General features: G+C 54.1%; 15 protein-coding genes and 1 tRNA gene. 11 read left to right on the forward strand and 5 right to left on the reverse strand.

Features of this window, described 5'->3' with window-relative positions; all coding sequences use genetic code 11:
* The first annotated feature begins 13 nt into the window (after positions 1-13).
* From J7380_RS13095 to J7380_RS13105, 3 genes are all read left to right on the forward strand, one after another.
* Positions 14-958 (forward strand): ABC transporter substrate-binding protein, encoded by a 945-nt coding sequence (locus tag J7380_RS13095; RefSeq protein WP_170355084.1) that lies wholly within the window; start codon positions 14-16, stop codon positions 956-958.
* 198 nt (positions 959-1156) lie between these two features.
* Entirely contained in the window at positions 1157-1807 is a 651-nt protein-coding gene (locus J7380_RS13100; RefSeq protein ID WP_348539102.1) for a GNAT family protein, read from the forward strand.
* 110 nt (positions 1808-1917) lie between these two features.
* A complete protein-coding gene (locus J7380_RS13105; protein WP_209196227.1) occupies positions 1918-3663 on the forward strand; it encodes an adenylate/guanylate cyclase domain-containing protein in 1746 nt (581 codons plus the stop codon).
* 54 nt (positions 3664-3717) lie between these two features.
* Here J7380_RS13105 and J7380_RS13110 read toward each other — a convergent pair whose 3' ends face one another.
* From J7380_RS13110 to J7380_RS13130, 5 genes are all read right to left on the reverse strand, one after another.
* Positions 3718-4608 carry a hypothetical protein gene (locus tag J7380_RS13110; RefSeq protein ID WP_209196228.1) on the reverse strand — a complete coding sequence of 297 codons (891 nt, stop codon included), beginning with the start codon at positions 4606-4608 and terminating at the stop codon, positions 3718-3720.
* A gap of 148 nt (positions 4609-4756) precedes the next feature.
* On the reverse strand, positions 4757-6055 hold the full coding sequence (locus tag J7380_RS13115) for a hypothetical protein (protein ID WP_209196229.1): 1299 nt from the start codon (positions 6053-6055) through the stop codon (positions 4757-4759).
* 31 nt (positions 6056-6086) lie between these two features.
* The gene (locus J7380_RS13120; protein WP_209196230.1) at positions 6087-7400 is read right to left on the reverse strand and encodes a TfuA-like protein; all 1314 of its coding nucleotides are present in this window, start codon (positions 7398-7400) and stop codon (positions 6087-6089) included.
* Entirely contained in the window at positions 7397-8602 is a 1206-nt protein-coding gene (locus tag J7380_RS13125) for a YcaO-like family protein (protein ID WP_209196399.1), read from the reverse strand. The genes J7380_RS13120 and J7380_RS13125 overlap by 4 nt, the downstream gene beginning before the upstream one ends.
* Positions 8603-8906: 304 nt before the next feature.
* Positions 8907-8991: transfer RNA gene (locus J7380_RS13130), tRNA-Leu, on the reverse strand.
* A 296-nt stretch (positions 8992-9287) separates the two neighbouring features.
* On the opposite strand from J7380_RS13130, the gene J7380_RS13135 reads away from it, so the two are divergent.
* The 8 genes from J7380_RS13135 (at position 9288) to J7380_RS13170 (ending at position 20591) form a co-directional block, all read left to right on the forward strand.
* Positions 9288-9695 carry a hypothetical protein gene (locus J7380_RS13135; RefSeq protein ID WP_174821893.1) on the forward strand — a complete coding sequence of 136 codons (408 nt, stop codon included), beginning with the start codon at positions 9288-9290 and terminating at the stop codon, positions 9693-9695.
* A 3-nt stretch (positions 9696-9698) separates the two neighbouring features.
* Complete coding sequence (locus tag J7380_RS13140; RefSeq protein WP_209196231.1) at positions 9699-11711, forward strand: dynamin family protein; 2013 nt, start codon at positions 9699-9701, stop codon at positions 11709-11711.
* 8 nt (positions 11712-11719) lie between these two features.
* Entirely contained in the window at positions 11720-13417 is a 1698-nt protein-coding gene (locus J7380_RS13145) for a dynamin family protein (RefSeq protein ID WP_209196232.1), read from the forward strand.
* A 32-nt stretch (positions 13418-13449) separates the two neighbouring features.
* Entirely contained in the window at positions 13450-13851 is a 402-nt protein-coding gene (locus tag J7380_RS13150) for a hypothetical protein (RefSeq protein WP_170355095.1), read from the forward strand.
* 23 nt (positions 13852-13874) lie between these two features.
* Positions 13875-14720 (forward strand): hypothetical protein, encoded by an 846-nt coding sequence (locus tag J7380_RS13155; RefSeq protein WP_209196233.1) that lies wholly within the window; start codon positions 13875-13877, stop codon positions 14718-14720.
* A gap of 67 nt (positions 14721-14787) precedes the next feature.
* Complete coding sequence (locus J7380_RS13160) at positions 14788-16830, forward strand: dynamin family protein (RefSeq protein WP_209196234.1); 2043 nt, start codon at positions 14788-14790, stop codon at positions 16828-16830.
* Positions 16827-18113, forward strand: a complete 1287-nt coding sequence (locus tag J7380_RS13165) for a dynamin family protein (protein WP_209196235.1) — start codon at positions 16827-16829, stop codon at positions 18111-18113. The genes J7380_RS13160 and J7380_RS13165 overlap by 4 nt, the downstream gene beginning before the upstream one ends.
* 336 nt (positions 18114-18449) lie before the next feature.
* On the forward strand, positions 18450-20591 hold the full coding sequence (locus J7380_RS13170; protein ID WP_209196236.1) for a serine/threonine-protein kinase: 2142 nt from the start codon (positions 18450-18452) through the stop codon (positions 20589-20591).
* The last annotated feature ends 112 nt before the right edge of the window (positions 20592-20703 follow it).

The raw sequence follows: 20703 nt of genomic DNA on the forward strand, positions 1-20703 counted from the left end.
GGAGGAGAAAAACATGTTTTCACGTCGTTTCATTCTGGGGGCGCTGAGCGCTGCCACCCTTGCAGCCCCGGCCTCGATGGCCACTGCCGAGGAAATCTATATCCCGCTGGTATCCAAAGGCTTCCAGCACCAGTTCTGGCAGGCTGTGAAATCCGGGGCCGAACAGGCGGCAGACGAATACAACGTCACCATCACCTTTGAAGGCCCCGATAACGAAACCATGGTGGACCGCCAGATCGACATGCTGGCCGCTGCACTGGCTAACAACCCCAAAGCCATCGGCTTTGCTGCGCTGGACAGCCAGGCGGCTATCCCGCTGCTGCGTCAGGCGAATGACAAGGGTATCCCGATCATCGCGTTCGACAGCGGTGTTGACAGCGACATCCCGCTTTCAACCGCTACCACCGACAACCTTGCTGCGGCCGGGCTGGCTGCCGACAAAATGGCTGAGAAAATCGGCGGCAAAGGCAAAGTCGCCGTTGTAGCACACGACCAAACCAGCCGGACCGGTATCGACCGCCGCGATGGCTTTGTGAACCGTATCGAAGAAAAATATCCCGATATCGAAGTTGTCACCGTTCAATACGGTCAGGGTGACCACCTGAAGTCGACTGAAGTTACCAAAGCGATCCTGACGGCCAACCCTGATCTCGACGGTATCTTTGGCACCAACGAAGGTTCGGCCATTGGCGTTGTGAATGGTGTTCAGGAACTGGGAACCGAAGGTCTGGTCATCATTGGTTATGACAGCGGCAAAGCGCAGAAGGATGCGATCAAAAGCGGCCTGATGGCTGGCGCGATCACGCAAAATCCCGTCGGCATCGGTTACGAGACTGTAAAAGCGGCGGTCTCCGCGCTGAATGGTGAAGAAGTCCCGGCCCTGATTGACACCGGTTTCTACTATTACGACGCGTCGAACATGGACGACCCGAAAATCTCGGCCGTTCTGTACGACTAAAACCACCCACTCACGGTGACTATCCCGGCCCGCCAATTCGGCGGGCCGGATTTCGTTTGGGTTTTGCAAAACGCAGTTAAGACTAAAAAATTGACCTGGCGATCGATGCCAGTTTCGCAATGATACTTACAAATTACGCAAGGAATGTGCTACTGTTCCCAATATAGTTATTTTTTTACGTTAAAGGTTATTGCTTCTGTGTCCGATAAATCGAAAAATATGTTTCGACTTCGACCGCTGGAAAGGGCTGACGTAGAAACCGTCGCGCCTTGGTTCCAGAACATTGAAGACCTCGCTCTATTTGATCGAACATCACGCATTCCCCAAAACCGCCTCCAGACTGAAGACAGTTGGAAAGATGCTTTCACATCTGAAGGTTCCGGCTGCAAATGCTGGTTCATTGTTGAGTCCGAGGAAGAAGAAGCCTTGGGCATGGCTGGTCTCGAGGGGATTTCGAATATCAATCGCGACGCGGTCGTTGCAATGTTTGTACACAAGTCTGCACGTCGACACGGGGTTGGAATCCGAGCAACCGCGATGATCGTTGACTTTGCGTTCCGGCAACTCGGCTTGAATCGTTTGACTTCATATTACCGCGCCGACAACCACACCAGCCGTGACCTTGTCAGTAGAATTGGCTGTCAGGTCGAAGGCACAATGCGGCAAGCGTGGTTTGCGGATGGAGAATTCCACGACATGATTGTTGTGGGCATCCTAAAGGACGACTGGATGCGGCACAGAGAAGTTCTCGCCTTGGAATTATCCACGGATACTGTCGTGGAAATGGGAGCATCAGCCTCATCCAATTGGTCATGGCCACCCGGGTCGGCAACAGGCAGCGAAAGGTAGAAACAGCCGACAGTCGAAAAAACTAAAAATTGCTATATGCTGAACCGGGTGCCTATTTGGCACCAATTAAACGAGTATTGCCTGTGAATACCTCTAGTCCGAATTTTTCAATGACGCAAAAGCTCGGTGCTGTTTTGTTCGCCGACGTCGTCGGCTATTCCCGCTTGATGAGTGAGAATGAGCTGGACACATATAACGCTCTGAAATCGTTACTATCTCATCTTGAAACATGTTGTGCAAAATATCAGGGACGGGTCGTCGAAGTACGTGGAGATGGGCTGCTTGCCTTGTTTGAAACGGCCACAAGCGCAGTTGAATTTGGCATCGAACTGCATCGGATCGCAAGCCAACACAACGAAACTCGAACAGATGATCAGCGAATCAAATTCCGCGCAGGCGTTCATCTCGGTGAAATTCTGATCGATGATCGCGGCATTCACGGCGACAATGTCAATATCGCGGCGCGTTTGCAGGAAATTGCAGAACCCGAGCGTGTTTACGTCAGCTCTGCAGTCTATGACCAAGTCTGCAACAGGCTGCGGTACGGCTACGAATTCCTGGGCCCCAAGCAGTTAAAAAACATACTCAATCCTGTCTCGACTTATTGTGTGCGCAGCGAAGTCGCAGGCGCGACAATGGCCGGCACCATGCGCCCGGAAACGCCCACGAGTCAGGTTCTGGAACGTCCGGACACTCCGTCCGTCGCGGTGCTTCCCTTCGGCAGCCAGGGCGGAGATGAATCCGACAGTTGGATTGCCGAAGGCATGACAGACGACATCATCATGAATCTGTCAAAGTTCAGGAACCTTTTCATAATCGCGCGAAACTCCTCTTTCTTTTTCAAAGCACAATCGATGCCTCCAAAAGAGGCCGCCCAGAGATTGAATGTACGCTACATCGCGCGGGGCAGCGTCCGCCGGTCGGCCAGCCGAATTCGCATTTCGGCGGAATTGGTGGACGCCACCACCGAACGGACGATTTGGGCGGAACGTTTCGACCGCAGAATCGACGATATTTTCGACATATTGGACGAGGTGACCGAGTGCATCGTTGCAGCGACCGCCGTGATGATCGAGTCCCATGAAAAGCAGCGAATGATCCAGGCGATGCCATCCGACCTCGAGGCGTACAGCTCGGTTCTTCAGGGGCAGCACCACATCTTCAAGTATACGCGAAACGACAATCGCAAGGCGCAAAGCTTCTATCAATCGGCACTGGAACGCGACGAAGGATATGCCCGCGCGGCTGCAGCGCTGTCGCGCACACTAAATATAGACTGGCGGTATTCCTGGACCGAAGACCCAAGCACCGCGTTGGATCAGGCTCTGAGATTTGCACAACGAGCTATCGAGCTCGACCCGACTGACGCGCGTGGGTTTGGCGAACTGGGTTATGTCCACCTGTATCGCAAAGATCACGATGCATCGATCCAGTCATACCAGCGCGCTTTGGCGCTGAACCCAAATGATGCAGATATGCATTCGGACTATGCCGACGCGCTGGCGCATTCGGGCGACAACGAAACAGCAATCACCCATCTGCAACAAGCAATGCGGCTGAACCCGTATTTCCCGGATCAGTATCTGTGGCACCTTGGCGGGGCATATTACAACCTTCGCCGTTACGAGGATGTAATCGAAACCGTCAACAAAATGAACAACCCAACCGAAGGTCAACGAATGCTGGCAGCGAGTCACGCCCAGTTGGGCAATATGGAGATGGCCCGGTTGATTGCGGACAAACACCGTGAAGCGCATCCAAATTTTTCTTTGCAACGGTGGGCCAAGGTTATGCCCGACCGTTTGGAAGACGATACCCAGCATTTTGTCGAAGGATTGAAAAAGGCCGGGTTCTGAAAAAGACAAAGGGCGCGTCGAGCGCGCCCTCGTTACATTGATCGTAAGCCACCCTCAGTCGCCGCCCCGAACTTTGGCCCCACTTACTTTGGCACCGCTAACCTTTGCGCCTGATACTTTGGCTCCGCTTACCTTAGCCCCACTCACCTTGGCTCCAGATACCTTTGCGCCACTGATCGCCGGGCTATCGAAGCCGAAATAGATATCCAGTAGGACTTGCTCGAACTGGCCGCTCATGACGTCCATGCGAATAGTGAAATCGGCCTTGTTGTAGTCCCAGACACGAATGTCGTCAGCGAACTGATAATCGGCCGTTGCAACCCCGGTCAAATCAGGCTTGTTGGGTGCCCGAGATGCAAGTCCACCGGGTGCGTTCTGTTCGGTACCTTTTCGGTTCACGGCTTCCCCGCGCCCATGCACAAGGAACATGGTCGGTTCTGGTAGCTCGTAGTACACACCCTCGTACGAAAAGCCGAAAATCTTGGCGAATCTTGCACCGTTCAGGAATTGATCACCAAGGAAGTTGTTAACACCGCGCCCCCGACGACGTTTTCCCTTGGATTCAAAAAACTGATTTTGGGAGCCGCGATTGTTTTTGAGCGTTTGTTTCCAGAATGTTCGCCGAAAATCATCGCCTTTTCTGACAAGCACGAATTGGCCCTTCCCCAACACTTCCCGATCGCTCAGAATGAATGACCCAGCGTTGTTGGTGTCCTCCGTGGCTTTATAGATACCTGATATTGCTTCGTTGTCGACTTGTACTAGGACTTTGTTGCCTTCTTTCAAACGGACATCGTCAATTTTGTTGCCGATGGTCGGCAAGGCATTAATTTCGTTGTCGACATAAGCCACCCGAACGGTTTCGTAGTCTTTCTTTATTTGAAGATCGTCTACACCGCGCCCGAACAATAGCACTTCTGAAAAACTGAGCAGGGACTCAGACATAATATTCTCTCCCAACTATGGGATCGACGGAGTCTGAGACCTCATCTCCCCCTTTTTTAACACCCGAACAAAGAGTTCGAGAAAATGTGTTCCAAAAATCACCCCTCAAATCCATGCCACAAAATGGCGAAAAAATAAAGGATGTTACTTATTGTCCCGGCACCAAAGTTCGAACCGAGTTGGCATGACTGTCTTCGTCTGGGTTCGGCAAACGCGGACCTGCCGTCGTCAAACCGATATCGCGCATCCGAAAATTACCCTCGATTATTTGCCGGAATGCGCCGCCGGTAATTTCCTGATCCACGGTAACTAGTGCTTTTTCGACACCAAAATAGCTGAGGGTATCAGCATCCAATAGGCTCCAGGTATCAGCTAAATAGGTCCCCAAGTAGTCGCGCGCCTCAAGTAGGGCAACGCGGAAACCCTCGGGGTTTTCCGCGTATCGCCTGTCAAAAACGTTTTGCATGATAGCGCTGTAGTCGGGCGAGTCTTCCAATTGGTCTGACAGATCCTCTTCCTCAGGTGAAATCAGACCGTGTAGCAAAAGGCGTTCGTGATAGATGTCGACGAAAATGTCGAACATTGCTCCGGTCAACGGCTCAGAAAGGGCATGTTCGCTGGACCAACCCGAGGAAAATTCCGAGAGGGATCTGTTATTAGCCGCCGTTCTGATTTGCGCGTTTTCGGACAATTCTGCAAATCGATTCAAACGGTTGAATGTGTAGAGATTGCCCCGAGTGTTTTCCAACAGCTTTTCAACAACTGATCCAAAATGCAAAGACGCCAACAGCGCGACCAGATCGGCGGCGGATTCATGAAACCCGTAATACTCGCCCGAAGCGTCGCCATCAGCAGGCATTCCAATCACGCTATAAATTATGGCGTGACCAATTTCGTGCGCCACGACATCGAAATTCAGACTGTAGGGCCGGTATTCGTTACCGTGCTCATGTGTTCCACCGGTTTCCAGAAAGCCCCACCCAATATGAGCATTGTCGAGACTGGGCAATAAAGACAGTTCCAAACGGTCGAAATCACGCGCGAAATGCCACGGGATGGGGCGGTCGAAATAGCCTTGCCACACATCCATGGTGAAATGAGCGGAACCGAAAAGATGCGCCGCTTCGAAGGACGGATCGGATGGGTCGATATGGATGAAATTTCCCAGTTCATCTGGCATTGCAGGCGGTTGTATATATCCATCCCATGGGGGTAGGTACATGCCCGGTCCGTTAGGACCTGGAACAATAGCACCATAGGGTGTCGTTTTCCCAACCGGATTCACCGTGTACATACGCGGACCAGAAGGTCCGGGACCGATGCTGCCTTGTGGTGCAGATATCTCGACCAGTTCCAACTCTGCGTCAGGTTCGAGAAAAGGCGACTGTGGAAAAAGCAAAAACCGAGTGCCCGGTTCCTCATTCTCCGTTTCTTCGGGTAAGTTCATAATGCGCCCTCCCGCTTGGTTCGCTGGTCCGTCACGCGTCAGAAGGCGACGAGGTATCGGTCCTATGGCAAAATAAAAACTCGGCTTCTATCAAATCGAACAAGGCATCCCGATCGGGAAGTCCCAATGAAACTGCGTATGAGTCAAAATCATCCGGTATGTCCCGGTCAAGTATTGTTTCAAAATACCACAACACCATCGACAACCTTTCAGCCTTCGCCATTTGGCTGGTCGAGAGGGATAAGGCCGCCTTTTCTTTTGCCCGGTCGCGAAACTCGGCATAACGGCCGGCACGGCATAGTTCAGCAATGAGCTGAACCTCAATTCGGTTTTTTCTATCGGCAATCGCCCCTTCAATTCGGGTATTATCGATCAGCATCGCCTCGTAGCTATCAAGACTTAGATCGTTGTCATCGAGCCACCGCATTAAATCGGAATGACGTGGCAGACCCGCGCTGGCCCGGTGGAGCGACATTTGGTGCATGACCGCGTCTCGGTCTGGCGATTTTCCAGTACGCACATCCGCTTCCTGCGCCAATAGGCTAAGCGCGGCGCGTTCGCGCAATCTGGAAAAAAGCTTAGGGTTCAGGCGCAATTCATCCAACACCGCGTGACCGTTGGTTGTTTCTCCATCAACCCGGGCGCGCAACCCCTTCCAAACCAGCGTCCTTTCCATTCGAATTGGGTTTTCTAATGATGGGGTAGATCTGGCCAAGTGTTCGGCCATCTGTCGAAGCATTGCACAGGCGTCCTCAGCCTTCGCATCGACCTGCCCGGTTTGCACCCAAGCTTGGAAGTCGGCGATACCCTTAAGATGACTGAGGGCCTGGCAGATACTTTCCCAGCTTCTTTGCTGGTAATGAATGCTTTTTGCCACGCCTAGCAGTTCATCAGCATTCGCCAAAGACACCAGCCCGTCGGCCACCGCCTTTGCCACCGTCGCACGTACCGACACCATCGGGACACTAAGCGCAGGATATCCAAGCTCTGCTGGTCCATGCAGGACGGCAACTTCATCATCGTCCTGCAAAACATCCGCGCGGTAGTCTTCGAAAATCTGCCCGACACCGATCATTCCCATGTCCGACAGCTCTGCAGCCCTGAGCGCACCCATACTGGCGCTTCCGAAGACTTGTATACCCTGCTCCATAGCCCAAAGAATTTCCTTGTGCCAAACCGACGGAACCCCTTCGAAATATCCGTCGATAATCCCGATAGCACTTGGTCGGTCGCGCGCGGCCCGATAAACATCCCCCTGCCGAACCGGAGGGAGTATCGTGGCCTCCAAATACTCTGCAATCCTTTCATGGGGCAGAGTGGGGCCGACAAATACAACGACACTCATGCCTGGGCACCGCCAGCAGCGTTCGCACGGTGCCCCGGAACATAATCGGGGTCATCATGCGGGGCCTCAAGACCGGGAATAATCGCCCTGACAACCGAAATATCCAATTCTGAGCGAGACAGATTGACGACTACTGTTTGAGCAAGTCCAACCTCGCGCAAACGGTTCAGTAACAACTCTATATCTTCGTCAAATGAATCAGTTGAGTAGGAGGCGCACTCTGTAAAATCCTGAAGCGGAGAGGTTTCTTTGATCAGGTTCTGTACAAAAGCGCTCCGATCAATTTGCGCCTGATCAGTAAACTCTGACGGATCCAAATCATCCCGTGCCCCAGAGATATAGGTCAGACGTGTCTGCGCAGCTTCGGTCACCGCGCGCAAAAGTGCAATCGCACGATCCGGGTGACACCCATCTCCGATGCCAATATGGCCAGTCTTACCTTCTGGTTCGCAGATCACACAGCGAAAACAAGCGATGCCAACATCAGACGTCGTGTCCCAAAGACCAATCTCCAACCCCGCATGTGAGATCATGTTCAGTGCCAGTTGGCATCGTTCGTCTTCAATTGTTCTGACATCTATCCGATGTGGATTTACCTTATGATGCCACAGGGTTGTCGCGTCTCTCTCGATCACTTCACAGATTGCGTGACAACTTGCTTCGGTCACCGTATTTCCAGACGCCAGCCCATTGGTGGTTCTTGGAAAAGCGCAATGCCCTCCTACTGGGGCACTGGTGTAATCCGTGTCTACCATCTCTAAAGGAACCCAACAGTCTAACTGTGTATTCAGGTCACGGCCCTGAACCCACATAATAGCTTGATCTGGATCGAAACGCCCTCCGGTCACACGGGGCAGGGCGTCAATGTCAATAATAAAGGCCCGCTGGATCAGATCATTGTAACGGGCCAACTGTTGCGGAAGTTGAATCTGTTCTGCATGCCAGGACTCGATCGCCTCCATGACGCCTGAAGCCCGGGCCGCGCTAAGAGACAAGCCTTTTCCTAAAGACACTGCAACCGACCGAGAGTTTGGTCGCGCCACCATAACCGTCGGCAAGCCTATTCGATCCAGACCTGTCAGGTTGGCCACTCGCGTAATACCCATCGCCCTCAGGTGTGGTTTGACCAAGCTGAGCGTTTGTTCAGGATCACGCGCCCGATGCGTGTCCAAAATGTATTTTTTCTGTGAGTTTAAGGACATGCGAAGAACCCAGAACAAACCAATCAGGTGTTTAACATGATGTTGAAATCAATATGAAACACGATGGTTGATCAAAGATCAGCGGTCAACAGTAACGCGCAGGGCGAAGCAGAGTCGCCTCAATTTTTAACATAACTATCATTAAGCCTATCTGGCGAGAGGAAGCGAACACATCCTAAACTAGGGTCGCCACAAATACCCTACCTTACTCAAAGCAACTGAAACGGGGCTGTGAAACGGTGGGACCACAGTGGTGGCCAAAACTATACAAACACTAATTTAATTAATGATTACAATGTATACTTGGTGCGGGTGGAGGGACTTGAACCCCCACGCCTTGCGGCGCCAGAACCTAAATCTGGTGCGTCTACCAATTTCGCCACACCCGCATCCCAGACAGAACCTGTCAGAGTGATCGGGTGAATAGCAAAGCTTGAAAGCAAGTGCGAGAGGGAATTTCACCCAGAGCAAAGGTTTATTCCACGATTTTCAAAGAATCCTACGCACGAAATTCACACACCACATTTGCGCCACAATTCAAACGCCAAAAAATCTTATTCGCGTCAAAATAACACCGCCTTGCCAGTAGTTGATGGGGGCTGAGGACTTACCGAGTCTTTTTGCCTCTGGGCCACATACGAGTTTCCAGCTCAACTTCAACAAAAGGGTCGTAACTGTGACCAACATGATGAACTCTGCTGCTACCGAGCAAGACGCCGTTGGTCTTGCACGCGAAAGTTTTCTTGGTGAACTCAAAACCCTGACCAAGGATCATCCCGACACAGGGTTTGGTATCTCATTGCGGACCCATTCGGGTGGCCACTACCTGTTAGCCAATTCCCGGATGCCTCTGCCAAAGACCAAATCCGCAGGTTTTCCGACCGGCCGTCGTCTTGCCTGCCTGGAAAACAGTGAGTGTTTCAGCTCGATCGAAGTGCTTGCCGATTCCGGAGCCTATGAAACGATCACTCCTGTCGATGAAGCGGCGATACTGGGGAATGCTTTGAACCTGATCGCACGCATTGATACGCTGACCAGCACCCAGCCCGATCAGGTCCCTCACCATATCGCCGCGACAGGAACCGGAGGCTGAACCATGGCGCGCAATGATCATCTTTTGTCCGTTGGCAACGAAGCTCTGACGCCTATGACGTCAGCCATGTCCGCGCTGACGACGCAGATCGACCAGCTGACCGAGGTGGCAGACGCGCGCTCGACCGCCCGGCTTGCCACGCTGAAGACTAAGATCGAAAATTTCACTGCCAGCGTTACGTTGGTCGGTCAGGTTAAGGCGGGCAAGTCCTCGATTGTGAACATTTTGGCCGGGCGCCCTGCCCTGTTACCCTCTGATGTAAACCCGTGGACCTCGGTGGTCACGACGTTGAACATAAACACCCGGACCGAAGGCGACACGCGGTCCAAGTTCACGTTCTTCGAGCAGGAAGAATGGGACAACCTGATGATCGGTGGTGGTCGTTTGGGCGAACTGGCAAATCGTGCTGGGGCAGACGACGAAATGGACGATATCCGCCGTCAAATCAACGAGATGAAGGATAAGTCAGAAGAACGCTTGGGCAAGCATTTCGACCTGATCCTGGGGCAAAGCCACCAATACGACTACTTCGACGAAGAGCTTATCCAGCGCTATGTCTGTCTGGGTGATGAGGATGATCCGGATATCAATCCGAAAACCGGAAGATTTGCAGACGTCACCAAGTCCGCTGACCTGTTCATGGACATTCCGCAGTACCCCATTTCGTTGAAGCTCTGCGACACACCCGGCGTGAACGATACCTTCATGGTGCGCGAGCAGATCACTCTGCGCAGCCTGCGGGGGTCCGAAGTCTGCATTGTCGTTCTGGCTGCAAGCCAGGCGTTGACAACTATGGATATGGCGCTGATGCGCATTATCGCGCAGTTTGAAAACCGCCAGATTATCCTATTCGTCAACCGAATTGACGAACTGGCGGACCCTGTAAATCAGGTTCCTGAAATCCGAGATCGCATCCAAGACACGCTCAAGCAAAACAACATCGACGCCAACACCAGCGTCGTTTTCGGCAGCGCGCTATGGGCCGAGGCAGCGATCACCGGGAATCCCGATATCCTGACCGAGGAATCGCGCGAGGCTTTGAACACTTTCTATCTGGCCGCCGGGTTTGGCGATCAGGCACCCTCACTCGACAAAATCTGGGCGCTTTCGGGCTTGCCAGACCTTTTGCTGGCCATGAATGAGCGGATCGCCGAGGGGGCAGGCAACCGCCTTCTCGAGCGCGTTCGCCACAGGGCGCGCAATATCGCAAGCCAAATCCGCGCCACTGCAGTCGCCAAGAGCCTGTCTAATAGCGACGGCATTGTCCGAGATCTGGATGGGGTGTCGACCGAAGAGGCGATCGCAAAGATCACCGAACAATACGAAAAGAAAGTGGCGGAATTGACCACGTCACTGCGTGACAAAGTGATCGAACGTCTGAAGTCGGCGGAATCTAATTTTGTCAAACGTGCAACGGACTCTTTGATCTCTCATCTCGAGCAGAATGGAGAAGAAGGCACGTGGCAATATGATCCGGCAGGATTACGCACCTTGCAAAAAGCAGCCTATTTCAGCTTTGCACGCTCGATGCGCAAGGAAGCCGGTTCGCTGTACTCAACCGCGGCCTCGGATGTCGAAGCCCTGTATCAGAAGCTCTTGGGCAATCATCTAGGCGAGTTTGCCATCGAAGCCCCCATCGTGCCACGGGTCCCGCCCCCATTGGGAATTGGCCGGACCATCGCACTGGATTTGCAAAGCACATGGTGGCGTCGTTGGTGGCAGCGTCGTAAAGGGTTCGAAGCCTATGCCGCAGACTATACGCGGTTGATAGCTTCCGAGGCGAATTCGATCACCAAAGACATCGAAGAAAACCAGGTCGCTGCAGTGTTGGAAAATGTCCGTGCCGTTCTGTCAGACTTCCTGCGTGAGCAGAAGGAGACATTGCTGAGCATTTCGGCCTCGGCCGAAGCGGTTCCAAATCCAAACGCAGCACTGTTGGCGGGTGGGGCGCCCCAGAAATCGCGGGACGATATCCTGGGCGATATCCTGAAAGATCTTAGCAACGAGGCAGCATAAGTAGCGACATGGCAAAAGATTCACAAACCCGCTTCGTTTCATCCAAGGCATGGGAACGCGTCGAGCAGTGGTCCCGCCGCAAACCTATCTTCGCTCTTATGGGCGAATTCAGCGCCGGCAAATCCACCTTGATGAACTTTCTACTGCGGTCGCACACGCTGCCAACGCAGGTAACGGCAACTCAGCTGCCGCCGGTTTGGTTCAGCTGGGGCAATCAATCTGCTTACGTTCAGCGCCACGATGGCTCGCGCGATGATATCACCCTGGATCAATTGGAAACCGTCGGAGTGAACGATGCTCAGTTCATTCGGATTTTCATTGAAGCTGACATTCTGGAGGCCGTCGATCTAATTGACACGCCCGGTATCTCGGACCCCAAAATCTCGGACGATGTCTGGCGGCGCGCGGTTGGTCAGGCCAATGGTGTGTTGTGGTGTACCCACGCGACCCAGGCCTGGCGCGAGACCGAACGCGCAACATGGGTGGCGTTGCCAGAACGGCTTCAGAATAACTCGTTACTGTTAGTGACGCGTGCCGATGTGTTGGGCCCCAAGGATCGGCAAAAAGTCCTGCGCCGCGTCAATCGCGAGGCCGGGCATCTGTTCAATCGTTCGATCTTGTTCTCGGCTCGTGATGCAATTACCGCACGCGACAAAAGCGGCGATGCCGAGCTTTGGGCTCGCAGCGGCGGCGGCAAGATGGTCGACAGCTTCCTTGAGATTACGGAACAGATCATGGACCATCGCGCCGATCTTCTGGCGCGCTACCAGATCGACGACAGCCTATCTCCCATGGCGTTGCATGATCGTGTTGACGAGATTCAGCAGGACAAGTCTTCTCCATTGCAGTTGGTGAACCCGGAAGTCGATCCATTCGAACCGGATCGCGACGAAGTTGTCACCAGTTTCCCCGTGCGCCCTGCCCGCGTGGAATTGCGCGCTGACGAAAGTGAACGCGCCTCTCGTATCGAGCCCGATGAGGCAGATCGCCTGAGGGCCGAGATGACCACCAGTACAGTTGACGCAGCACCGATTGCGGACACGCAGGAAGAAGAGGACGATCTGCGCGCTTTCTTCCGCGAGTCACCGAGCCCTACGCTGAATCTGACCGATGCACCGCTAAACACGTCCGACGAAGATGAGTATGACCTGTTGGATGAAGAGGACTTCGAAGACGAAGACTTAGTCGCAGAGGTCGCGGCTGAGGACGCTGAACAGGATGAAGACGTTTCCGACACCTTTATGGTTTCGCTTGAAGATAAACTGTCGGCAACACCTGAACAGACGGAAGATATTCGGGAAGTTGCAGAAGAAACACCCGCTGAAACATCGGTTTCTTCTATCACGGCGCTCATGGCCGAGCAGGCGAAACATAACGAAGAGTTCGAGCCCGAGACCTCGGGGTTGATCGATATGCAGGTCGTTTCGCTGCCGAACGGGTCCGAGCCACCGGTCCACAAGGAACGACTGGAGGATGTGCTGAACGCTCCCGCGGGCTCTCCTCTCAGCGCCGCCGCCATGTGGCGCGAGATCTCTGAAGATGAGGAGCTGCCGCAGGACGCCGAAAGTCTGAAAAAAATGTTCCTGTCTTTCCTGGACGAATACGATCAGATCGCGGCGGAACACTTTGCGCGCGGCACCAAATCCACGGTCACGCCATTGCCTGAGGTGAACAAAAACGGCGGGGCCGAGTGGCATGTATTGTAACAGGTTTCTGAATTAGAAAAGCAGTACGTAAGATGAAAATCGAAGCCGCTTTGATCACAGCCACCGAGACCATACCCGACTGCATCGCAGCCGGGTATGTCGATATGGAAACGGGCATGTTGCTGGGTGCTCATGCGCCCGACCCGCAAGACCAGAGTGTTCTGGACACTCTGGCAATTGCTGTTGCCAACCTGTTTCAGGGGCGCGGTGTCCGTGGGTTTGAGGCGCTTTTGCGCAGTATTGGAACGGAAGACACACAGGAAGAGGGCTTTGGCGAAATCGCAGTATTAGCTGGCGACCGGATCAATATCTTCCTGCGCACTCCTGCGTACCCGGATCACGTTGTCTGCTACATCTGCCGCAGCAGCGCCAATATCGGTTTGGCCCTTACAAAATCACATCTAAGCCTCGCGCCGGTTACGGCGGCGGTTTGAGCTAGACCAGAGGAGGTCACAGTATGATGGATGCGGAAATACTCGACCTGCTCGAGGATATCGGACGTTCGTCCGTGGCACGCCAGAACCCCGCCGTTACGTTGACAGGTGATTCAGCGCAGACCCGGCGCGATCAGGTCCTGCGCACCATTCGGGGAACGGTACTACCGCGCCGTCTGGAGTTTACAGCGGCAAATGGCGATTGCCTGGCTATCGAAGTTAACAGCTCTAGGGTGACGGATGTATTCCGCGTTCGAACCGGGATCGCCCCTGACTTCGAAACCCAACCGCGTGATACACTGGCTAAGAAACTGGCCGAAATCGTTACGGATATCGCGTCAGCTCCTGGACCGCTGACTTTGATCTCTTTGCAACCAGACGCCGTGCTAGAAGCCGACGACGTCGGCATCACTTTCAGCGAGATATCGAAAGCCTGTTCTCAGGTCGAACTGCCATCTGAACCGATCGTTTCAATCGTGCCAGAGCCCGCTACAGACGACGTGCCAGCCGACGAACAGTCTGTACTGACGAGCGGGTTCTTCGACGGTGCGGCATCTTTCGCGCTTGGCCGTATCCATATCGGGGATAAGTTCGAAGTCCGCACCGATGGCGTTTGTGCATCAGGGCAGCCAGCCCACGCCGACCAAACCGTTTTGGAACAATTCGTCAAAGACCTAGTCGGTTGGAACGAGGATTCTACAAGTGACGATCGCGGTCCTCAGTTGATCGTAATGCGACCAGCCGGTGGCAAGGGAACTGCGCTGGCCGCCCTCAAAGATGGTCAACAGACCGCTATTGTGATCCATGAAAGCCGCAAACTGGGTGCCGCGGTAAACTTGTGGAAGTCTATAACCGGCTCAGGCAGATGACCGGGCCTGAAACGTTCAAATTTTCGGCGAATTCAATTTGTGAGTTCGAGTAACCAGGGTAAATGTTATGAGTGAAAATCAACGTCGCGAATTGATAAGGGTTGCCGAAGATCTGAAAGGTCTAAGCAACGAAGAAACACGTCAGTTTATTTCCCGTATTGTCACTGATCTTACGGATCTCAAGCCCTCTATTGCCTTTGTCGGGCAGATCAAAGCGGGTAAATCACGGCTGATTAACGGGTTCACCGGTCAGGCAGAGTTTCTGCCTTCGGATGTGAACCCTTGGACGACGGTCATTACTGACATGCATTTCGGGCATCCTTCGGGCCGCACCAAAGGGGCCGAGTTTCATTTCTTTGACAACCGGCAGTGGCAATCCCTGATCGCCGAAGGTGAAGAGCTGCGCAATATGTTCCCCGATGACGAGGACAGTTATAAGCGCGAGATGATCGAAGAGCAGGTTGATGCGATGAAAGCGCGCGCCAAACTGCGTCTGGGTTTGAGTTATAAGGACCTGTTGGGTCAGCACCACGACCTCGATAATCTGACGACCGACGATTTGGCGCGGTATGTTTGTGCAGGCGACGACCCGACCGACGACGGGAACCATGACCCCGGCTCGGACCGCGGTCTATACAGCGACATTACCCGAAAGGCTGAGGTCTATTTTGACATCGGCCATTTCCCTTTTCCGCTGACAGTCACGGACACACCCGGAGTAAACGATCCGCTTCTGATCCGCGAAGAAATCTCGCGCCAGTACCTTAAGGAATCAGACTTTTTCGTCGTCGTATTGTCGGCGCACCAAGCCTTGTCACGGGCGGACCTGAAATTGTTCCGCTTGATGCAGGCGCTCGAACTGGGTCAAATCGTAGTCTTTATCAACCGCGTGGACGAGTTGGGCGGTGGTGCAGAGGATGCCGTCAAGGTGCGCGCCGACGTAATAGATGGTTTGGACAAGGCGCTTGGCAATTCGGACATCGATGTACTGATGGGCAGTGCGCAATGGGCCCACTACGCGCTTACGGGCGACGATACCGGCGTCAACCACGACCACGTCCTTGCATGGCTTCGCGCCCATCCCGAACAGATGAAGCAATATCTGGACGGTGTCGAAGAAATCAAACAAGGTCCCGGTCCGATCAGCCGCGAAGGCGTCCTGAGGTTTGCTGCGATGATCGCGTCCGGGCTTCCCGATCTGCGTCGCCACGTCACCAGCGCTTTGACCCACGGCCCGCGCGACGAACAGCTTCGTATGGCATGGCAACACTTGGACAGTTTCGCCAAGGGAGAGTTGGAACGGTCCCGTGCGCATCTGCGGGCCATCGAGGAAGAAATTTCAGGCAAACCCGAAAGCGAAGATGACAACGACAAAACTCTGGCTGGGTTGCGCGCGAAAGTGGCTGACAAGACGTCTGAGATCATCGATGGAATGGATGAAGTTCTAGCCAACTTACGTGGTGTCATGGACGATACAGTGGCCGAAGCGGTATCGGACGTGGTGCGTGGACCCAATGGGGATTCGCCCTTGCTGGCAAAGGGCGGCGAGACAGAACTGAATTTCGGCCCGCTGCGCGATCGTATGCGCGAACTTGTCCAAGGCGCCACTCAGGTTATTCGCCAGCGAATGCTCAGTGAATTATACGCGATCGACATGCAAAGTAACGCCGCCTTGCGCGCCCTGCCCGGCTGGCAGGATCAGACAGACAACCGAATGAACACAAGCGCTGTACGGTGGTTCCGGCCTGACACAACGGCGCTGACACGCGGAATTACGGTTGAGCTGCGCGTGACATGGCTGTCGCGCCTGATTTCGCGTAAAAGCGTTGTTACCCGCGCTGAGAACATGATCGTTCAGGAATTTGAAATGATCGGGGATGATCTGGTCGACACTGCTCGCAGTGACTTGCTTGAGCGGTTGAACACAGTTCTGGATCATTACATGGCCCTTTTGGCAGGGCATCTTGAAAATCGTTCTGGTTCAAGCGAAACAAATGCCAAGGCCGAAGCGCAAGAGGCGTATAACAACGCCCAGCGTGTTGCAGATGAACTGGACACCGTTTTCGGAGCTGACGCCGCGAACGAGATTTTACCTGAGGCAGCTGAATGATCGAATTTCCGGGAACCGAGAAGGAAGTGCGTAAGCTTGAGCACTTTCTGACCGCGACTGAAGACCTTCCTACTGACGCCAAGCTGGACGACATGCGCGATCGCGCATTGGCCCATGCCGAGCGCCTTTCGAATGCGGTCAATATCGGCTTCGCCGGAGAATTTGGTGCCGGGAAATCCAGCCTTGCCAATATGCTGGCGGGTGCCGACATTCTACCGACCGGCCCGCAGCATCTCAAACTGCCGCTGGTGATCGTTGCATATTCCGAAACTCCTGAAACGACAGTGGGATGGTGGGGCAAAGAACCCAAAGTGTATTCCGGTATTGCGCTGGAAAAGGCGGCTAAGGAAAATCCGGATTTTATCTCTGTGGGGATTAACACCCCTGCCCTGCAGGAGATTTCGTTGTTTGATTTGCCTGGAACCGGCGCATTGGACGACAGTTACAAGCCAACACTGGATTTGTTGAAATTCGTCGATTGCGCGATCTGGTGTACCAACGGGACCCACGCCTGGCGTGAGACCGAGCGCCATCTGTGGTCCCAGGTTCCGCAGGAACTGCGTGCTAACAGCTTGCTGGCCGTAACGCATGCCGATTTGCCGCCTGTCCGTGATGCACTGGACCGGGTCCTTGCGCGATTGAACAAGGAAAACGGTGAAATGTTCCGCTCAGTGGTGCCAATTGGCACGCCGGTGGCAGTCCGGGCCATGGCGCAGGAACCCGAACCAGACTTCGCCCTTTGGGAAACGTGCGGCGGGCAGAACTTGGCCGAACAGGTATTGGAAATCGCGTCAAACCGCCGCCAGCATGACATCTCCGCTGCGCAAAGAGATCTTGAAAAAGACTTTTTACCCTATCTGCAAACGCTGGATATTGACGAACCCGAACCAGCGCAGCCTGACACAGCCAAGATGCAGGCAGCCCTGGAATCCGCGCTGCCACCGCTGGAAAATCCGATCCTTGAAGATTGGCTTGCCGCGATCGCCAGTATCTACGAGGACTTGCGAGAATCCTCAGAAATTGAACCCACGGCCTTTTTGACCAGTTGCCAAGAAATCGTCGAGGATTTCGCGGAACGTTTGGAACAGGGCGGGGAAATTGATCCGCAGGCCGATTGGATTCCAGCCGAATTCGAAAAAGCCACAGATCTGCTGTTGCTGCTGCAATTTGAAAGCGGCGATGCGCCTTTGAAGGATGCGGTCAGTATTCTGGCCCAGCTCAGCGACAACCTCGCTTGGGCAGGCAGCCGGGTTGAGTCATCACAACCGCGTACCGGCACTTAACGCAATCACGTTAGGATTGTGCCTTTAAGCTGCGATTCGTCGTGTCAAGAATCATGCGTTCATTGTTTCGGAATCAGTGAACAATCACTCCAAAACCGGCCTTCAGTCCGCATTTTTTTACACCGACGCATCAACATCTAGATTTCTTCCATAGGCTACCACCAGATGTTGATTATTGTGCATTCCCGTTCTCAGTGAAGCCATGAGGCGGCCCCAATAAAGTCAAATTTGAATCGTCTAACATTCCTAGTTGTCCTGCGGTTGTGTTTGTTTGTGAGTTGACGCGCTGTTTCAGCAAAAATGCGGCCGCAAAATGATTAGAATGGGCGGGAAGAAATGAGCCATAATCAGGCTGTCGATGCGACGCACGACGAACCTAAAATTGAAGGTCTGCAACCGGGCGCAAAGCTATTGCGCGGCCAGTACGAGATCCTGCGGTTTCTCAGCAATGGCGGTTTTGGGATCACATATTTGGCGCGTAACAGCCTGGACCGTGAGGTCGTGATCAAGGAATGCTATCCGGGCGCACTGTGCCAGCGTAACGGTGATGCGGTCGAACCCATCGACCCCCGGCAAAAGGAAGATTTGCGCGCAATCATTGATCTGTTCATTCAGGAAGCCCGCAATCACGCACGGCTGGTCCATCCCAATATTGTCGACGTGCATCAGGTGTTCGAAGACAACGACACCGCCTACATTGCAATGGACTTCATCCAGGGTTGCGATCTTCTGGACTACGTCGAGAACCCCGACAACAACGCCGGACCTGACTTTATTGTTCAGGTGACCGAGAAAATGTTGTCGGCGGTGTCATTCATCCACCAAAGCGGAATGTTGCATCGCGACATCTCGCCCGACAACATTCTGATTGACAGCAACGGTGAACCCGAACTGATCGATTTTGGCGCCGCCCGCGAGCAGGCCGCGAACCAATCTGCTGCACTTTTGACGCTGCGGGTGATCAAAGACGGCTACTCTCCGCATGAGTTTTACGTACGCGGGGCAGAACAAGGCCCCAGCAGCGATCTCTATGTACTGGCGGCGACTTTGTATCACGCGATCAGTGGCGAGCGTCCGGTCGATGGGCAATCCCGGTTGAACGCCTTCAACAATGGCACCAAAGATCCGTACCTTCCTCTGGCTGGGCGGTACAAGGGATACCCCGACGGCTTCTTGGAAGCGATCGACAAAGCGATGGAGGTTCACGCTACGGACCGCCTGCAAACAGCATTGGACTGGTTACGTATGTTCCGCGGCCCCGGCGTGATGTTCGATACGTTTGAATATCGCCCTGTTTCGGTCATCGTCGCGATGGATCGTTTGGACGAAGAGGCAGAAAAAGCTCGGGTCAAAGCTGAAAGCGAAAACGCCGAGGCTGTCGTGACAGCCTTGCTTGCGGGTAATCCTGACATCGCCCTGGGTCATGAAGACAAGAAAGAGGATGAACTGGCGACTTTTCAAGCACCCGAGGAGCCTCCGGTCGCAGTTGACACGATCGTAAAGAACGGCTCTGGCGGCGGGGCTAAACTGATGGCCGGTGTTGCGGTTGTTGCTATTGCCCTGGCCGCGGGCGGCTATTTTGCGATGTCGGGCAAAGACGAGCCTGCAATACAGCCAACCGACCCCGAGGTCGCCCTCGCGCAGATTGCGGCGGCCGCCGAGATCCCGGAACCCGCCGTTATAGATGAAGTCGAAGTTGCAGAACCAGCCACAACAGACGGCGCAGTCAACGTCGCGATCGAAGAAACACCCAAGCAGGTGGAGTCAGAGCCGGAACCTGTCGAGCAGACCCTGGCTGAACCGGCTGTCACACAAGAGGCGGAAGCCCAGACAGCCGAACTCCCTGCCCCTGCGGATGACACCCCAATTACTCTTGCCGAGGTTCAATTCGCCTTTTCACATTGGGACGTGGAAATCCCATTTCAGATTTCCAAACGGCGTGTCTCGACTGGCAATGTAATCGCCGTCACTGGAATCGACCCGACACAAGATATGTCGGTGATCGGCGAATGGGTCGAACGTGGCGCCGCAATCTATACCCTCAACGGAGAGCCAGTACAGTCCGACGCAAGTTTTGCAGCACAGGTGTTGAACGACCTGAACGTCGACCCCGATGGCTATATCCGCGTCACAGCTCGGTATCGTCCGCTGGGTGAAAAACGAGCGATGAACGGCCTTCTGGCGTTGCCGGCGATGCGTATGGTCGGCCTGGAAAACGGCTATGGCCTGACAATCCGAAACTCAGACGGCCAGGGGTGGTCAACGATAGTCAAGACAGTACCGACTGACACTGCAGGCGGACTGCGCGAAGGCGATGTTTTGGTATCGGAAGCGCAGACAGGAAATGTGTTGGATGGCCCTGAAAGCCTGGACGCAATGCTGACGGCTCTGGTCGCCGAGAACCAACCACAAGCCCGCCTGACCGTTTTGCGCAACGGAGCCCAAACCGATGCCGTCATGCAACTAGCGCAGGAGTAATTCACCCGGTTCGTTTTGTATCCGCCAGTGTGTGTTTGCTGAGGATCGTACCCAAGTTCGTACATCTCTGTCGGGGCCCGGCCCGTCGCGGAAAGTAACAGTGACTATGGTT

Origin of the sequence: Ruegeria sp. R8_1 (assembly GCF_017743815.1) — a bacterium.
In the GTDB taxonomy this organism is placed as follows: Bacteria; Pseudomonadota; Alphaproteobacteria; order Rhodobacterales; family Rhodobacteraceae; genus Ruegeria; species Ruegeria lacuscaerulensis_A.